Genomic DNA, 16,644 nt, shown 5'->3' on the forward strand with positions numbered 1-16,644 from the left:
GAGCACTACCGCCGAACCGAACGAGTTCCTCGGGGGTTCACCAGAGCCATCCCCTGCACGACGGACGACGCTGATCGTGCATCGCGACCGAACGTCGGCTCACGCCCGGAAGAACCGCAGATCACAACCGTGCTCCCCGGTTCGTGCTCCCGCTGCTCCCGCCCGGAGCAGGGAGCGACGGGAGCACGCATGGTTCCTGAACCGTCCCGAACAAGCGCCAACGAGCATCATCCGACGCGGCGGACCTGCGGCATCTCGAAGACCCGCAGGTCAGGACATGATCGGAACAACCTTGACACGGTAGAGGTCATTGGTTCAATCCCAGTGGGCCGACGACCGCTTGATCAGCGAAGCCTTGCCTGTCCCATCGGCGCCGCGATCCGCACCGCCGAGGTTCCCAGCCCCGTGGGCAGGAAGAAGAAATTCCTCGACGCTCCCGGGACCCCGTTGCGCCGGAGTTCGGCCTCGGTGTACCGCACGCACCTGCGGTGCCATTCCAGGATTCCCGACATCCACTCCTTCAGGTCGTCGGCGTGGCGGATGAGAATCCTGCGGACCGGCTCGTCCAGGGCGAACTCCTCGAACAGCGCCGGCAGGTCGTTGGCGATGATGTGCTCGAATTGGCGCATCCGTGCCGTCATCAGATCGGCCACCACATCTCGGGCCTTCCATCGGTCCACGTCCAGGAAGTTCTCCACGACCAGGACGAGGTTGTGGATCTCACCCTCGAACTCGATCTCCTTCTGGTACGAGAACAGGTCGTTGGTGAAACAGGCGTAGTCCTGCGCCGCGGTGTCCAGCTCACGCATGACCCGTGTCTGGTAGATCTTCGGAGGTACCACGTCTGAGTGTGCGAGTCGGGCCAGGCTCATCGTCATCTCCGACCCGAAGGTCTTGCGGCGCATCTCGATGTAGTCGACCGGGTCGGGGATGCGGTGCTGGGCCTCGTTGGCCAGCTCCCACAGCCAGCTCGAGGTCATGTCCTCCACCGCCTTGCGGAACTGCTGCCGGGCGGGCACCGTCATCGGCCCCGCGGTGCGCCGCCACAGGTCCCCCAGGCCCCGCTCGATCGGGTTCGTCGGCTCCGGGGTGGTCTCGGCGTCCAGTGGCATGAACGCGGACAGCCGTTCGTCGCAGAGCTTCGCCGCCGCCAGATCGCGGGTCGCCCCGAACACCAGGGGGAAGTAGTCGTCACCGTAGGTTCCCCAGGCCAGCCAGTCCGAGGACAGGTCGAGCTGTTCGGGGCTCGCGTCGGCGTGGATCATCGCGGCGCAGAGTGGGAAGTCGAAGCCGATGAAGCGTCGCTCGTCCCACACCCCGCCGAGTTCGACCCCGGGTACCGAGTCGAACATGCCCATCCGCCGCGCCCAGCCGACCGCGTAGCGTCGCGCGGCGTCCAGGTGGGGGCTGATACGGATCGGGTAGGGCATGTAGAGGTCCGGCAGCGGCAGATGTCCCACCGGCTGGAACGGCGTGTGGGACTGCTGCCGGGACCTGGGCCGCAGACCCAGGCTCGCCGGGGCGGACACCAACGTGGCGGCGGAGGTGCCCAGGCCGGTCGGACGCCCGAACGCACTGGCGGGACCGGAGACGGCGCCGTCGTTCATGTACCGGCTGGACCTGGCGTGCCACTCGTGCCCGCCGGACTGCCAGTCCTGGAGGCCCTTGACGTAGGCGGCCACCCCGCTCTGCTCGTGAACGGGCACGGCCTGCTCGGCCAGCAGGCGAGGGACCTCGGTCAGCGCCGTGTTCTCGAACTGCTGCAGCCGGGAGGTCAACAGGTCGTTGACGAGTTCGGCGGCCTCCTGCGTCGAACAGCCGAAGAACCGCTCGAAAACCAGCACCGCGTTCGCGTTCTCCCCCTCCTCCTGGACCTCACGCTGGTAGGAGAACAGGTCGTTGCGCAGGTGCACCCCGTCCGAGAATGTGTCCGACAGGACCCGCATCGGCCTGGTCCCGGCAAGCCTGGCGGGGACCTCCGCGCCGACGGCGTACTCGACGAGGTTCGCCGACCAGGGCGCGCCGCCGACCCTTCGCCGCATCTGCACGTACTCGATCGGGTTGGCGATCCGGCCACGGCTGATGTTGTCCAGCTCCCACATCGACTCGACCATCAGGTTGTGCGTGCTGGTGGTGAACCGTTCCAGCCACCCGTGTGACATCGCCGGGACCGTGCGCTCCCACAGGTCCTTCAATCCCGCCTCGGCCGCGTTCGTCGGTTCCGGCGGCGTTTCACCGTCTGCGGTCATGAACAGTTCGAGGCGGCCGAGGTAGGCATTCGCTGCCGGGAGGTCGCGGGAGTACTTGAACTGCTCGAGGAACTGGTCGTCGAAGAAGAACACCCAGACGTACCAGTCGGTGATGGTGTCGAGAGTGGGCCGGTCGCAGTCCGGATGGGTGTACGCGCACATCAGCCCGTAGTCCATCTTCTCCAACGTCGCTTCGTCCCAGACGAGGCCGCCGTCGGGCTTCGGCGAGTCCAACATGCCCATGCCCATGCCCTTCGCCCACGCCGCGCTGTGCGCCCGGGTCGCCTCGAGGTTCGGGTTGAGCCTGGCCGGATGCGGCAGGTAGAACTCGGGCAGCGTGAAGGCCTGCATGTGTGTGTCGGCTCCCTTGTGCTCCGGCCAGCGCGGTTCGCTTCGGGGAGGTACGACGGTGTCATTCGGGCCGGTACCGCGGCAACGGCCAGGTCAGCTACTTCGAGTTCTAACGGGTGAACGGGTCCGGTCCGGATTCGGCACTGTGCGGAGGCGTTACAGCGTCCGCGTGCCGCGTTCGGGTTTTTGTCCCGTGAACACCCGGGGGACATCTATCCTGGGGCCTATGTGCCGCAACATCACCACGCTGCGTGGCCTGGAACCGGCGGCGACGGCCGAGGAGATCGAGGCCGCCGCCCGCCAGTACGTCCGCAAGGTCACCGGCGTCCAGACCCTCACCGACCAGACGCGCGACCCGTTCGAGGCTGCGGTCGCGGAAATCACGGAGGTCACCACCCGGCTGCTGGCCGAGCTCCCGGCCCGGCGCCAGCCGCCGCCGACCGTCCCGCCGCTGCGACGGCCCGAGGTCCAGGCCCGCATCGCCGCCAAGGCCGCCCGCTCGTCCTGACCGTCGAGTCAGGTCCGGGAGACGGGCGAGCCCTGCCAGGTGGTCCGGGCGGGCATCGACTCGGCGGCCATGACCAGCGAACCGGCGCCGATCGTGGTGTTCTCGCCGATGCGGCTACCGGGTAGCACGATGGTGCGCGGGCCCAGGGTCGCGCCGTCGTCGAGCCGCACCGGTTCCAGCCGCATCACGCGGTCGTGGAACAGATGAGTCTGCAGCACGCAGCCCCGGTTGACACTCGCGCCCGCGCCGACGGTGATCAGGTCCGGCTCCGGGAGCCAGTGTGTCTCGCACCAGGCGCCGGCGCCGATCCGCGCGCCGAGGCTGCGCAGCCACCAGTTGAGCACGGGCGTCCCGGTCCAGGCCTGGGTCAGCCACGGCACCGCTAATATCTCGACGAAGGTGTCGAACAGTTCGTTGCGCCAGACGAACGAGCTCCACAGCGGATGCCGTCCGGCCCGGAACCGGCCGACCAGCAGCCATTTCGCCACCGTGGTCAGCAGGCCCGCGACCAGCCCGGCGACGAGCAGGAGCACGCCGCCCGCCGCGACGGCCGTCCAGAACCCGGTGGACTCGGACACGTAGTCGAACACGACGAACGTGACCGTACCCAGCGCGCCGGCGAGGAACACCGGGACCAGGCGGCACAACTCGACGGCCGCGCGAGCGAACTTCAGTCCGCGTCGAGGGGCGAACGTCCGCGCCGGGTCGTGCGCTTCCGCCTCCCGGCGCAGGCGCAACGGCGGCCGGCCCAGCCACGAACTGTCGTCCGGGACGTCGTCCGGCGTGTCGGACAGGACACCGATCAGCGCGCCGTCACCGACGCTGCGGCCCGGCCCCACGATGCCCGAGTTGCCGACGAACGCGCGGTCACCGACGTCGGCGTAGCCGATGCGCACCCAGCCGCCCCGGAGTTCGTAGGGCGCGGCGAGAACGTCGTCCGCCAGGAAGGCGCCGTCGCCGACCCGCAGCATTCCCGGGAGCGACAGCACTGTCGACAGCTCCACCGAACGGCCGATCCGGGCGCCGAGGCACCGCAGCCAGATCGGCGCGAACAAGCTTGCGTAGAAAGGGAAGAGTGTCTTGCGGGACATCTCCATCAGGTCGTGCACGAGCCAGGCGGCCCAGCCGGCGCGGCTGTGCACCGGGTGCAGGCCCGGCGTGATCGCGCGGCCGGCGAGCCGGACCGACACCACGATGATGAGGGCGAAGGTGAGGACGCCGGCCAGTGTCATAGCCGGAACCCACCACAGGACGTCTTCGGTGGACGCGAGCACGCTCGCGTCTGCGGGGATCACGAGATAGGCGATCACTGCGGCAGGGAGCGCGGCGATGCCGAGTGCCAGTCCTCGAACCGCGGCTCCGGCGCTGTAGATCGAGCTCCAAACGCGTGAGCGTCGAGGTGCTGACTCAGGCCAGTCCTGGCCCGCCGGCGCCGCCTGGGGTGAGGCCGGTGAGCCACCCCAGCTCGCGCCCGCAGGCACGGCCGTGCCGAGGCAAGCACCTGGCAGGAGTTCCGCGTCGTCGCCCACCTCCGCGCCAGGCAGAAGGATGCTTCGCGTGCCGACGCGCGCCCGCTCGCCGATGCGGATTTCACCGACCCGCAGGACATCGCCGTCCAGCCACCAGCCGGCCACGTCCGCCTCGGGTTCGACGGCACTCCCGTCGCCGAAGGTCGCGAGCCCGGTGACCGGGGGTAACACGTGCAGGTCGACAGTGCGCCCGACCTTGCAGCCCAGCAGTCGCGCGTAGCGGGCGGCCAGTGGAGTTCCCGCGATCGAGCCGGGGCCGAACGAGGCGACGAACCGTTCGGCCGCCCAGATCCGCAGATGGGTCCGCCCGCCTCGCGGGTACTCGCCGGGTTTGACCCGGCCTCGCAGGGCTCGGACGCCGAGCGCGACCACCACTGTCCGGCTCGTCGGGGTGAACAGCAGCAGCCACGCGGGCACGAGCGCCCACCAAGACAGCTGCAACAGCCAGGTTTCCGGGAGGACAAGCGACACGACGTTGCCGAACAGCGCGACGACCAGCAGCCAGCGCAGGCTGGTGAACATCGAGAGCACCAGCTGGAAACCCGCCTGGAACCAGCCGGCACGTCGTGGTGTGCGCTTCGGATCAGGCCGCTCGATGGTCGCTGTTGTTGTTGTCGTCGTCTTCGTCGCTGTCACCTTGTGCAGCGCGGCCGGAGTCGGATGGCGGTAGACGTCGGCAACGGAGACCCGGGGATAGCGCTCACGCAGGATGGAGACCAGTTTGGCCGCGGCCAAACTGGTGCCGCCGAGATCGAAGAAGTCGTCGTCCGGCCCGGCGTCGGCGCCCAGCAGCGTCGACCATATGCCGAGCAGCCACTCCAGGTCGGGGTCGAGGTCCGCGCGCCGGGCCGATCCGGTCGCGGGCAGCGGCCAGGGCAGTGCGTCCCGGTCGACCTTGCCGGAGGCTCGGGTGGGGAAGTCGGCGACCACGGCGAGCCTCGGCACGAGCGCCGCGGGCAACCGGTCGCGCAGGAGACGGCCGGCCTCCGCCAGGTCGAAGGCGGTGGTTCCGGGGCTCTGGGCCGGCATCACGTAGCCGACGAGGACGTCGATACCGCCGGCGGTGCGGCGCACCATCGCGGCGGCCGCGGCGACCGACGGGAGGTCGAGCAGCGCGGCTTCGACCTCGCCGAGTTCGATGCGCCGGCCACCCAGTTTCACCTGGTTGTCGGCTCGCCCGACGAACTCCAGGCCGGTCGGCAGGGCGCGCACCAGGTCGCCGCTGCGGTACGCCCGCGGCCAGTCGAGACCGGGCATCGGCGCGTACTTCTCGGCGTCTTTGACCGGGTCCAGGTAGCGGCCGAGACCCACCCCGCCGATCACCAGCTCGCCGACCTCTCCCCAGCGCACCGGAATGCCCGCGGGGTCCGCCGGATCGATCACGGCCAACGTCCAGCCGGCCAGCGGGAGGCCGATGCCCACCGGCTCACCGGCGCGCAGCCGGGTGGCACAGGCGACGACGGTCGCTTCGGTGGGGCCGTAGGTGTTCCACAGCTCGCGTCGGCCGTCATCGAAGCGACGGACCACCTCGGGCGGGCAGGATTCGCCGCCGACGATCAGCAACCGCACCGCCGCCAGCGCTTCCGTCGGCCACAGCGCGGCCAGCGTGGGCACGGTCGAAACGATGGTGATGCGGCGTTGCCGCAGCCACGGGCCGAGGTCGGCGCCGGTGCGGACCAACGCGCGGGGCGCGGGGACCAGGCAGGCGCCGTTACGCCAGGCCAGCCACATTTCCTCACAGGAAGCGTCGAAGGCGACGGATAGCCCGGCGAGCACGCGGTCGGCCGGGCCGATCGGATCGGCCTGCAGGAACAGGTTCGTTTCGGCGTCGACGAACGCCGCCGCGGACCGATGGGTGATTGCCACGCCTTTGGGTTTCCCGGTCGAACCCGAGGTGAAGATGATCCAGGCGTCGTCGGCGGGGGAGAGCGGGACCGTCCGCCCTGCCGGTGGGCTTTCCGGCCGGGGGGACACAACGCCGTTGTTGCCGATCACCGCGCAGACGCCTGCTTCGCGCCACACCAGCTCAGCACGCTCATCAGGGTCGTCGGCGTCGACGGGAACGTAGGCAGCTCCGGCGTAAAGGACGGCGAGCACCGCGAGGTAGAGCGTGGCGGTGCCCGACGGCACGCGGATGCCGACCCGGTCGCCGGTCCCCACCCCGTCCTCGCGCAGCCGGTCCGCCAGCCGCCGCACCTCCACGAGAAGGGCCGAATAGGACAGTGCGCGGCTGCCGTCGTCGAGCGCGATCGCCTCAGGCCATCGCTTGACGGAATCGTCGAGTATTCGCAGGAGTGTCCGCGCCGGCGGCGCGCCGGCATCGGCGAATACCGCGCCACCGGATCGTTCCGCGCGGAATTCTGTGAATTCCCTGTACGTGGTCTTTTCGCGTTCTTCGAGCGACATGTTTTCGATGCTCCCCACGAAAGCTGGGGAAACGCTGTGAAGAATTTTCCAAACCCCTCGCGAACCGGACAGTTCGAAGGTGCGGCTCGGCATTTCCCATGATCAACGGCTTCCGGCTGGTGTGACGACGATAACCCTGTGAATAGTGTGTCAACACGAACGGGTGACACTGGTCGCGGTTCTCGCGTGAATCATTCTCACAAAAATCCCCGAGTCGGCTCCTGCGCTTCACGCGGATTTAGCAATAGTGCGGCAAGGCGGCATCCGCTCGGCGATTCTGTGAATTCCATGTGTGCGGCACTGGTGAGACGTTCCCGCAAGGTTGCGCTCCCGGCGCGCCGCCCCCGACGCCGCGCGCCGTGTGCTCTCCGTCACCGTCGGCGCTGAACCGGGCGGCGTCACCGGGGTGGGGCTGGGTGACCGCGGCACGCTGCCGCCACCTCGCGACGACGACCCGACGTTGTCGCCCCGGGTGCGCTAGCGTTTGACGTTGGCCGGGTTTCGCTGTCGCCTCGGCTCCCTTGTTGATTCCAGGAAGAGATGTCTGATGTCACGCAATGATGCGGAAGGTATTAAGCGGGTAGTTTTCTTCTGTGATTTCTTCAACAACGTGGGGGGCGTGGAGTGCCACAACGCATCATTGCTGCGCGGGCTTCGTGAGCGAGGGATCGAGGTTTTGGTCTACATCGGCGAGAAGCCGCGCCTGGAATACTGGAACAACGTCCTCGACGAGTTGGGTGTCGAACATTACGAACCGGAAACCTATCACGCGGACCTGCGCGACGATGTGATAGAGACCGGCTTCATCGCCGAGCATGCCGAGCGGATCAACCAGTGGAGTCCGGACGTGATCTATGCGCATCCGTTCAAGAAGCTGGCCATCGCCTGGCTCAAGAATCCGAACGCCGACAGCAGCATACCGATTGTCGCGAACGAGTACACGACACCCGGCGAGCACACCGCACATTGGTTTTCGGCGGACACGTCGCGCTACATCGGCCGAGCATCCTCGATTATCGTGAACTGCCAAGTCGTCGAAGACGGCGTGCGCGCGCACCACGGATATGGGGGAACCATTCATCACATCCCGCATCTTCTGCCACCGGCACCCGCGGAGGCCTCCTTTTCCCAGCAGCAGTCTCACCTGTCCGCGGGGTGTATCAGCCGACTCTCGCCGGAGAAAGGGATCGATTTCCTGATCGGCGGCTGGAAACAGGTTCACTCCCGGTTTCCCGCGGCAACGCTGCACATCTATGGCCACGGCGACGCGCTTGAGCATCTACGCAGCCTCAGGGACAGTCTGGGGCTCAGCGAGGTCATCTTCTTCGAGGGAGTGTTCGCGCCGCATGGGGGCATAGACCAGGTGGCTGCCCGGCATGACATCTTCGTGCAGCCGTCCATCTTCGAAGGGTTGCCCACTTCGGTGGTTGAACTGATGATGCGCGGTCAGGCCGTGATCGGCACAAACGTCGGCGGTATACCGGAGATTCTGAACAACTCCAACGGGAGGCTGATCGAGCCTGCCAGTACCAGCGCGCTGGCTGACTCGATCATCGAGTTGTTCGGGGCGCCGGATCGCGTGGCAGCTCTCGGGCGTGCCGCGCGACGGGACGTGCGAGCCCAACATGGTTATGAGGAGGTTCTCTCGCGTATCGTCGCCGTCCTTGACGAAGCAAGGTCGAGCAGCCTGCGCGCGTGAGTCGCGACCGCACCCGTCCGGGACGCGCCGGGTTTGGGCGCGATGTCCGCCGATCGGCACGGTCTGGGTAAGAATGGGCGCGTGCCGGACGAGGTGGACACCGCGCCCCAACGCACCCGCAACCGCTGGGGCGAAGGGGACCGTCTTCGTGTCGAAATCCTGGCCGGCGCCAGTCGCTTGCTGTCCGAGCTCGGCGGTGAGGACGGGCTGACGATCCGAGGGGTCGCGCGTGCCGTCGGAATCGCCCCCGCCAGCATCTACCAGCACTTCAGCGACCGCGCCGCGCTCGTCCAAGGGCTGCTGGACTACGAATACGGCCGGCTGAAGACGTTGATGCAGGAGGCGGACGACAGCCTTCCCGCCGCTGACGTCGTCGGCCGCGCGCATGCCGAGATCTATGCGTACTGCGACTTCGCGCAGGCGAACCCTGGCCACTATCGCCTGATGCTCAGCCTCGGCAGGGGCGTGCGCCGCCCCGGGCCCGGAGAGGCCCCCGCCGGCCCGCTGATGGACGTCATCGAAATGCTCGCGGCGGCGTTGGGGCGGTGCGACGAAGCGGGGTACAAGCTCCGGGTGCCCAATGTCAGGGCCGCCGTCCTGGTGTTCGTCGGTGTCCACGGACGAGTCGCCCTCTTGCACAGCAACCCGAGCGACGAGTCGGCCAAGGCGCTCCGGCCCTTCGTCGACGAGCTGTTCTCCCTGGTTTTCGTCTAGCGCAGCACCGATCTGACGCAGAGGCCACCCGCGCCCAAGTGCGGCGAGGGTGGCCTTTCCCGTGTGTGACTAGGCCGACATGGTGATCTTGTGGCAGCGGGTGGACAGCTCTTCACCAGATTGCCTAACATGTGTTTAGTAAGTCGCCGAACGATCGTTTGGTAGCTATCTGTAATCGTCGTTCTGGAGGAGTTTCAATGACGGAAACCCTGGCTGAGACGTCCGCCTATCCGACCGCCTACCCATCCACTTACCCAATGGCCCGCGGTACCTGTCCGTTCGACCCGCCGCCCGAGCTGGACCGGCGCATGCACGAGCAGCCGATCACCCGGGTGAAGCTGTGGGACGGCAGTACGCCCTGGTTGCTGACCCGCTACGACGACGTCCGCGCCATGCTCGTAGACCCCCGGGTGAGTTCGAACACCGATCTCGAGAACTTTCCCCACCCCAGTGCGGGCTCCGCGGCCCGGCGGCAGCGCGCCAAGTCGTTCATCAACATGGACGACCCGGACCACGCCGCCCAGCGCCGCCTGCTGACCTCGGACTTCATGGTCAAAAAGGTGGAAGCGCTCCGTCCGCGCATCCAGGAGATCGTCGACGGGCTGATCGACGACATGCTCGCCGGGCCGAAACTGACAGACCTCGTGCAGGCCTTCGCGCTGCCCTTGCCGTCGCTGGTCATCTGCGAGCTGCTCGGTGTCCCGTATGCCGATCGGGACTTCTTCCACCGGATGAGCAAGAAGGTCATCGCCTGGGACACGACCGCGGCCGAAGCCTTGGCCGCGACCGACGAACTCCTCGCCTACCTGGGCGGCCTTGTCGAGCGGAAGAACGCCGAGCCGACCGACGACGTGCTCAGCCGCCTTGCCGTCGAGCAGCTGCGCACCGGCGGGATGACCCTCGAGCAGATCGCCAGCATGGGACAACTGCTCCTGGTCGCCGGCCACGAGACGACCGCGAACATGATCGCGCTGGGCACCGTCGCGCTGATCGAGCACCCCGAACAGCTCGCGATCGTCCGCGGCACCGACGACCCGAAGTTGATCGCCAACACCGTCGAGGAACTGCTCCGCTACCTCAACATCGTCCATTCCGGACGACGTCGTGTCGCGCTCGAGGATTTCGAGATCGGCGGTCAGCTCATCCGTAAGGGTGAAGGCATCATCGGCGCCACCGACATCGCGAACCGGGACGAAACGGCCTTCCCCGACCCTGACGCCCTCGACGTGCACCGCAAGGCGCGTCACCACGTCGCCTTCGGCTACGGCGTTCACCAGTGCCTCGGCCAGCCGCTCGCCCGAGTCGAGCTCCAGGTCGTCTACAGCACGCTCTACCGGCGCGTCCCGACCTTGGCGCTCGCCGTTCCGCTGGAGGAGCTCAACTTCAAGCACGACATGCTCGTCTACGGCGTGCATGAGCTCCCGGTCACCTGGTAACCGCGAAAGGACTGCAGTGATGAAGGTTCTCATCGATCAGGAAAAATGTGTCGGCTCCGGCCAGTGCGTCCTCGCGTCGCCGGACGTCTTCGACCAGCGCGACGAAGACGGCATCGTCATCCTGCTGACGGACAATCCCTCCGTCGAGCTTCATGAAGAGGTCCGCGAGGCGGCGCGAATCTGCCCGGCTCTCGCCATCGTGCTGGAAGAGTCGTGACAGCGCTTTCCGACGTCGTCGTCGTGGGAGCGTCGGCGGCGGGGCTGACCGCCGCTGAGACATTGCGGCGCGAGGGGTACTCCGGGCGGCTCACCATGGTGGGCGAGGAGGCGCATGCCCCCTACGACCGGCCGCCGTTGTCCAAGCAGGTCCTGCGCGGCACCTGGGAACCGGCCAGGGTCGCGTTACGCGGCGAGGACGCACTAGCCGGACTCGACGTCGAATGGCTGCTGGGGCGGACCGCGACCGAACTCGACACCGGCGCTCGCAAGGTGACCTTGTCCGACGGTCAGGTGCTCGGCTACGACGGCCTGGTGATCGCGACTGGGGTCGCTCCGCGCCCGCTTCCGCAGGGACACGAACTTGCCGGAGTCCACCTCTTGCGCACCCTCGATGACGCGCTCGCGTTGCGTCAGGGGCTGCTTGCGGCGAAGTCCGTCGTCGTCATCGGGGCCGGCTTTCTCGGGGCCGAAGCGGCTGCGGCGGCGCGGGAGCTCGGCTTGGCCGTCACGATGGTCGACCCGCTGCCCGCGCCCATGATCCGTCAGCTCGGTGCCCGGATGGGCGAGCTGCTGGCGGCTCTGCACGTCCGGCACGGTGTCGATCTCCGCACCGGAATCGGCGTTACCGGCCTGGTCGGCGAGGAGGGCCGGGTGACCAAAGTGGAGCTCGACGACGGCACCGTGGTTCCGGCCGACGTCGTCCTGGTGGCCATCGGTTCGGTGCCCGCGGTCGGTTGGCTCGCCGGAAGCGGCCTCTCCCTCGGCAACGGCGTCGAGTGCGACGAGCTGTGCCAAGCCGCGCCCGGGGTGGTGGCGGCCGGCGACGTCGCGTCGTGGGCGCATCCCGATCTGGGGCGCGTCCGGGTCGAGCACCGGATGAACGCCACCGAGCAGGGAACGGCCGCGGCGAAAACGTTGTTGGGCAAGGGAAGCCCGTTTCTCCCGGTGCCCTACTTCTGGACCGACCAGTACGACGTCAAGATCCAGGCGTACGGCCTGCCGAGTCAGGACGCCGAGTTCGAAGTCGTCGCCGGTGATCCGGCGGAGGGTCGGTTCGCCGCGCTGTACGGCGTCGGCGGACACGTGACCGCGGCGTTGAGCTGGAACCTGCCCAAGGAGGCTCGGGCGTTGCGGCGTCACGTCGTCCAGCGCACGCCGTGGCAGGAGGCGCTCTCGGTGAGCTAGGACCCTCCCGCTCCGGAATTTATCTTCCTCGCGTACGGTTGAGCCCTCAAGTAGATGGTTCGGGTACCGAGGAGGAGAGTCGGATGCAGTTCGGGATCTTTTCGGTGGGCGATGTCACCACCGACCCCACGACGGGTGTCACGCCGTCGGAGCACGACCGCATCAAGGCGATGGTGACGATCGCCAAGAAGGCCGAAGAGGTCGGCTTGGACGTCTTCGCCAGCGGCGAGCACCACAATCCGCCGTTCGTGCCCTCGTCTCCGACGACGATGCTCGGCTATATCGCCGCGCAGACCGAGAAGCTCATCCTGTCGACGTCGACCACGCTGATCACCACGAACGACCCGGTGAAGATCGCCGAGGACTTCGCGATGCTGCAGCATCTGGCAGACGGCCGGGTGGACCTGATGATGGGGCGCGGCAACACCGGTCCGGTTTATCCATGGTTCGGCCAGGACATTCGCCAAGGCATCCCGCTGGCGGTCGAGAACTACGCCTTGCTGCGCCGCTTGTGGCGCGAAGAGGTCGTCGACTGGGAAGGCAAGTTCCGGACTCCGCTCCAGGGCTTCACGTCGACCCCGCGTCCGCTGGACGACGTGCCGCCGTTCGTCTGGCACGGGTCGATCCGCAGCCCGGAGATCGCTGAGCAGGCCGCCTATTACGGCGACGGTTTCTTCGCCAACCACATCTTCTGGCCGAAGGAGCACTTCATCGCGTTGGTCGACTTCTATCGCCAGCGCTTCGAGCACTACGGTCACGGCTCTGCGGACCAGGCGATCGTCGGGCTCGGCGGGCAGCTGTTCCTGCGCAAGAACTCCCAGGACGCGGTGCGCGAGTTCCGGCCGTACTTCGACAATGCGCCGGTGTACGGGCACGGGCCTTCGCTCGAGGAGTTCACCGACCAGACTCCGCTCACTGTCGGCAGTCCGCAGGAGGTCATCGACAAGACGTTGACCTTCCGCGAGCACTTCGGCGACTACCAGCGCCAGCTGTTCCTCGTCGATCACGCCGGGCTGCCGCTCAAGACCGTGCTGGAGCAGCTGGACCTGCTCGGTGAAGAGGTGGTTCCGGTGCTGCGCAAGGAACTCGACGCGAAACGCCCGGCACACGTCCCGGACGGGCCGACCCACGCGTCGTTGAAGGCCGCCCGTGACGCTGAAAACGCGGCAGAGCCCGCCGTACTCGCCTGACGCCGTCGAAAGGACCACTCGATCATGCCCGCGAAGAACCTCGTCGTCGTGACCGCCGGATTGACCCAGCCGTCCTCGACCCGGCTGCTGGCCGACAAGCTCGTCGACGCGACCCGCGCGCGCCTCGCCGGTCGCGGCCTGGACGTCGATCTCACCGTCATAGAGCTCCGTGACCTCGCCACGGACGTCGTCAACAACCTGCTCACCGGCTTTCCCAGCGCGGGGTTGGGCAGGGCGATCAAGTCGGTGACGCGGGCCGACGGGCTTATCGTCGTGACGCCGGTCTACACCGGTTCCTACAGCGGGCTGTTCAAGATGTTCTTCGACGTCATCGACAACAGCGCTGTCGAAGGCACGCCCGTGCTGCTGGCCGCGACCGGCGGGACCGAGCGGCACTCGCTCGTGCTCGACTACCAGCTGCGGCCGATGTTCGCGTACTTGCGGGCCGCTCCGGTCCCGACTGGTGTCTACGCGGCGTCGTCGGACTGGGGCGGGGCGGGAGACCGCGACGGCGACCTCGGGCGCCGGGTCGAACGGGCTGGAGGCGAGTTGGCGGCTGTCATGGCCGGCATCGCCGAGGCTCGGGTCAAGCCTGGTGGCGCGCTGGAGTCCGTGCCGTTCGAACAGCTTCTGGCCGGGCTCTGAGCCACACCAGAGCCGAATCGCCGCGGTGCTCGTAAGCTGGTCCGCATGAGCAATCTGGACGTGACACCGCAGCTGACGACCTGCGGCGGGCGGGCCGGAATCGGCGCCGAGCCGGTTCGGGAACTCCTGGCCGGCCGCGAGGTGAAGCTGGGGGAGAGCACCGCTGTCCGCCGATTGCTGCCGAACCTGAAACGCCGCATGGTGGGCGCGTGGTGCTTTGTCGACCACTACGGCCCCGACAACATCGCGTCGCAGCCCGGTATGCAGGTGCCGCCGCATCCGCACACGGGGCTGCAGACAGTCAGCTGGCTGTTGGACGGTCAGGTGCTGCATCGCGACAGCCTCGGCAGTGAGCACGTGCTGCGACCCGGCCAGCTCGGACTCATGACGGCGGGTCGCGCCATCGCCCACTCGGAGCAGTCCCCGCAGGACCATGCCGCCACGCTCCACGGCGCGCAGCTGTGGGTGGCACTGCCGGATGGCTCGCGCGCGGTCGACCCGCATTTCGAGTACCACGCAGAACTGCCGGTGCTGGACGACGGCGGTGTGCGGGCCACCGTGATCATGGGCGAACTCGCGGGCGCCCGCTCGCCAGGGAAGACGTACTCGCCGCTCGTCGGGGTCGATGTCGCCTTGGCCGCAGGAGCGGACAGCCGGCTGCCGCTCGAGCGAGACTTCGAGTACGCCGTCCTCACCGCCGAGGGCGTCGTGGAGGTCGACGGGGTGGAACTGGCGCCGGGATCGCTGCTTTACCTGGGTTGTGGTCGCTCCGCTCTGCATGTACGGGCGTCGACGTCGAGCCGGATGCTCCTCCTCGGCGGTGAACCGTTCGAGGAGAAGATCGTGATGTGGTGGAACTTCGTCGCCCGCACCGGCGAGGAGGTCGAGCGGTTCCGCGACAGCTGGATGACGGGCGACGACTTCGGCACGGTTCGTGGCTACGTCGGCGATCCGCTGGCCGCGCCGCCAATGCCACCCATCCCGCTGGTACCTCGCGGGCGTGAACGCTGAGTTTCAACTCGGGGTGCGCCGTGATGTCGTTGTCGCGGATCGAGCGGTCAGCTCGTGAGGTGCCGCAGGAACCACTGGGTCAGGATCTCGTCGACGGCCTTGGTCGTGGGCAACTGCGGCGCTGGTTCCATGCCCGGTTCTTCGGCCAACGGGTGTGCCAGGTCCGGCACAGTGATCAGCTCGATCTCGTCCGGGTGCGCATAGTGTTCGCGTAGTACGTCGACTAGGGCAGCCGCGTCCGTGCGCAGTTCCGGGTGGTCCCGCTCCCCGCTGACAAGCAGCAGCGGCGGTTGTACCTCGAGGTCTGCGGCGCGGGCGACGAAGTCCAGTTCGTCGGCGGCCTTGTGGGACTCCGCGGTCCACTCGTACGCGTGCCCGGCGAGGCCCTCGACGAGCGCGACGACCGGCCGTATCCGCACCGCCGGGTTGACCAGCGCGACCGCCTTGATCGGAGTCTCTCCCGCGGTCAACACCTGCAGCGCCACAGCTCCGCCGAGCGAGCCGCCGAGAATGCCGACCGGCTCGTCGTCGACCGGCAGCTGAGCACGCAGCGCGGCGAGCGCGGCAGGGAACTCCTCGGCGGCCTGATAGGTGAACGGCGCCAGAAAGGCCAGCAACGCGTCCTCGCGGGCGAGATCGATAACGGCGTCGACCCGCCCGTCGACCATCCGCGCGCCACACATCGGCAGGCCAAGATGGACCCGCCAAGCAGGCACCCCGGCCATCGGCAGGGCAGCCGCGAACGCCGCGTCCGTCCGCGGCGCGTCCAGCATGTGCCAAGTCACGATCAACGGTGCGGGACCTTCGATGGCTCCGGCCGGCGGGAGCGCCGTGAACGGCACCCCGGCCGCGGTACCCGTGATCGTCTCCATACGTTCTCCTCGGTTCGTGGCTTCTCACCGTAGACAGTTCACCGGGGCCATGATCCCGCTTTCGCCACCGGCGAAACCGCCCCGCACTATCGGGCAGCTGGGACGCGGTTGGTTTCGGTGGGCGGTCGTGTCTGGACGGTCGGGTTCGGTGGCAGGTGCCGGTTTACTACAGCAAGGACCGGGGCGGGCGAGGATTCGCGGAGCGGATTCGAGGGCCGGGTCCTTGCGGTCAACGCACGGATAACGCCGTTCGCACTTCGCCCATCACGTTAAGCAACCGGCCTTGTCAACCTGTTGTATGCGTGAGTGACGCGGCAAGCAGTTGCCGACGGCAGGCGGGCGCATTTGTTGCGGTGGCAGGCTTTCCGAATCATCAATGACTACGTTCCGCGATAGTATGTATCACCTGAACGTGTTCCGAATAAACGTTCGAACCGAGGTAGAATAAAGGAGTGCCCAGCGTAACGATCACCCTCCCCGATCCCGCCGATATCCGGCGTGCTGATCCGGCGACACTGGTCGAGTACGCGCGTGCGATCACTCGGGAGATGAACCGGTACACCGCGCTGCTGGGTCTGGTGGTCACCAAAACCGAAACCGACGGTATCAAGGCGACTCATCAGTACAACT

The 16,644-nt window shown here is 67.7% G+C and carries 13 protein-coding genes; 10 read left to right on the forward strand and 3 right to left on the reverse strand.

Features of this window, described 5'->3' with window-relative positions:
• Positions 1–344 precede the first annotated feature (344 nt).
• Entirely contained in the window at positions 345–2,600 is a 2,256-nt protein-coding gene (locus JWQ81_RS02925) for a germacradienol/geosmin synthase (RefSeq protein WP_297537192.1), read from the reverse strand.
• Positions 2,601–2,826: 226 nt separating this feature from the next.
• Between JWQ81_RS02925 and JWQ81_RS02930 the strand changes: the two genes are divergently transcribed.
• Positions 2,827–3,108 carry a DUF2277 domain-containing protein gene (locus tag JWQ81_RS02930; protein ID WP_297537193.1) on the forward strand — a complete coding sequence of 94 codons (282 nt, stop codon included), beginning with the start codon at positions 2,827–2,829 and terminating at the stop codon, positions 3,106–3,108.
• An 8-nt stretch (positions 3,109–3,116) separates the two neighbouring features.
• Here the strand turns inward: JWQ81_RS02930 and JWQ81_RS02935 are convergent, their stop codons facing one another.
• The gene (locus JWQ81_RS02935) at positions 3,117–7,043 is read right to left on the reverse strand and encodes a Pls/PosA family non-ribosomal peptide synthetase (protein ID WP_297537194.1); all 3,927 of its coding nucleotides are present in this window, start codon (positions 7,041–7,043) and stop codon (positions 3,117–3,119) included.
• Between the two features lie 322 nt (positions 7,044–7,365).
• Between JWQ81_RS02935 and JWQ81_RS02940 the strand changes: the two genes are divergently transcribed.
• The 9 genes from JWQ81_RS02940 to JWQ81_RS02980 all read left to right on the forward strand — a co-directional run bounded on the left by JWQ81_RS02940 (position 7,366) and on the right by JWQ81_RS02980 (position 15,142).
• A complete protein-coding gene (locus JWQ81_RS02940; protein WP_297537195.1) occupies positions 7,366–7,524 on the forward strand; it encodes a hypothetical protein in 159 nt (52 codons plus the stop codon).
• Positions 7,525–7,590: 66 nt separating this feature from the next.
• Complete coding sequence (locus JWQ81_RS02945; protein ID WP_297537196.1) at positions 7,591–8,742, forward strand: glycosyltransferase family 4 protein; 1,152 nt, start codon at positions 7,591–7,593, stop codon at positions 8,740–8,742.
• An 81-nt stretch (positions 8,743–8,823) separates the two neighbouring features.
• A complete protein-coding gene (locus JWQ81_RS02950; protein WP_297537197.1) occupies positions 8,824–9,456 on the forward strand; it encodes a TetR/AcrR family transcriptional regulator in 633 nt (210 codons plus the stop codon).
• 197 nt (positions 9,457–9,653) lie between these two features.
• Positions 9,654–10,892: a cytochrome P450 gene (locus JWQ81_RS02955; RefSeq protein ID WP_297537198.1), complete on the forward strand. Its 1,239-nt coding sequence runs from the start codon at positions 9,654–9,656 to the stop codon at positions 10,890–10,892.
• A gap of 19 nt (positions 10,893–10,911) precedes the next feature.
• Positions 10,912–11,109 (forward strand): ferredoxin, encoded by a 198-nt coding sequence (locus JWQ81_RS02960; RefSeq protein WP_297537199.1) that lies wholly within the window; start codon positions 10,912–10,914, stop codon positions 11,107–11,109.
• Positions 11,106–12,296 carry an FAD-dependent oxidoreductase gene (locus JWQ81_RS02965; protein WP_297537200.1) on the forward strand — a complete coding sequence of 397 codons (1,191 nt, stop codon included), beginning with the start codon at positions 11,106–11,108 and terminating at the stop codon, positions 12,294–12,296. The genes JWQ81_RS02960 and JWQ81_RS02965 overlap by 4 nt, the downstream gene beginning before the upstream one ends.
• A gap of 83 nt (positions 12,297–12,379) precedes the next feature.
• The gene (locus JWQ81_RS02970) at positions 12,380–13,486 is read left to right on the forward strand and encodes an LLM class flavin-dependent oxidoreductase (RefSeq protein WP_297537201.1); all 1,107 of its coding nucleotides are present in this window, start codon (positions 12,380–12,382) and stop codon (positions 13,484–13,486) included.
• Positions 13,487–13,510: 24 nt separating this feature from the next.
• Positions 13,511–14,131, forward strand: a complete 621-nt coding sequence (locus JWQ81_RS02975; protein WP_297537202.1) for an FMN reductase — start codon at positions 13,511–13,513, stop codon at positions 14,129–14,131.
• 45 nt (positions 14,132–14,176) lie between these two features.
• On the forward strand, positions 14,177–15,142 hold the full coding sequence (locus JWQ81_RS02980; RefSeq protein ID WP_297537203.1) for a pirin family protein: 966 nt from the start codon (positions 14,177–14,179) through the stop codon (positions 15,140–15,142).
• A 47-nt stretch (positions 15,143–15,189) separates the two neighbouring features.
• Here the strand turns inward: JWQ81_RS02980 and JWQ81_RS02985 are convergent, their stop codons facing one another.
• Complete coding sequence (locus tag JWQ81_RS02985; protein ID WP_297537204.1) at positions 15,190–16,014, reverse strand: prolyl oligopeptidase family serine peptidase; 825 nt, start codon at positions 16,012–16,014, stop codon at positions 15,190–15,192.
• Between the last annotated feature and the right edge of the window lie 630 nt (positions 16,015–16,644).

It is taken from the genome of Amycolatopsis sp., from assembly GCF_025464955.1.
Classification (GTDB): domain Bacteria; phylum Actinomycetota; class Actinomycetes; order Mycobacteriales; family Pseudonocardiaceae; genus Amycolatopsis.

Excerpts from the sequence above, each read along its gene's own strand:
- JWQ81_RS02925 (WP_297537192.1), bottom strand. The coding sequence starts at position 2,600 with ATGCAGGCCTTCACGCTGCCCGAGTTCTACCTGCCGCATCCGGCCAGG.
- JWQ81_RS02930 (WP_297537193.1), top strand. The coding sequence starts at position 2,827 with ATGTGCCGCAACATCACCACGCTGCGTGGCCTGGAACCGGCGGCGACG.
- JWQ81_RS02935 (WP_297537194.1), bottom strand. The coding sequence starts at position 7,043 with ATGTCGCTCGAAGAACGCGAAAAGACCACGTACAGGGAATTCACAGAA.
- JWQ81_RS02945 (WP_297537196.1), top strand. The coding sequence starts at position 7,591 with ATGTCACGCAATGATGCGGAAGGTATTAAGCGGGTAGTTTTCTTCTGT.
- JWQ81_RS02955 (WP_297537198.1), top strand. The coding sequence starts at position 9,654 with ATGACGGAAACCCTGGCTGAGACGTCCGCCTATCCGACCGCCTACCCA.
- JWQ81_RS02960 (WP_297537199.1), top strand. The coding sequence starts at position 10,912 with ATGAAGGTTCTCATCGATCAGGAAAAATGTGTCGGCTCCGGCCAGTGC.
- JWQ81_RS02970 (WP_297537201.1), top strand. The coding sequence starts at position 12,380 with ATGCAGTTCGGGATCTTTTCGGTGGGCGATGTCACCACCGACCCCACG.
- JWQ81_RS02975 (WP_297537202.1), top strand. The coding sequence starts at position 13,511 with ATGCCCGCGAAGAACCTCGTCGTCGTGACCGCCGGATTGACCCAGCCG.
- JWQ81_RS02980 (WP_297537203.1), top strand. The coding sequence starts at position 14,177 with ATGAGCAATCTGGACGTGACACCGCAGCTGACGACCTGCGGCGGGCGG.
- JWQ81_RS02985 (WP_297537204.1), bottom strand. The coding sequence starts at position 16,014 with ATGGAGACGATCACGGGTACCGCGGCCGGGGTGCCGTTCACGGCGCTC.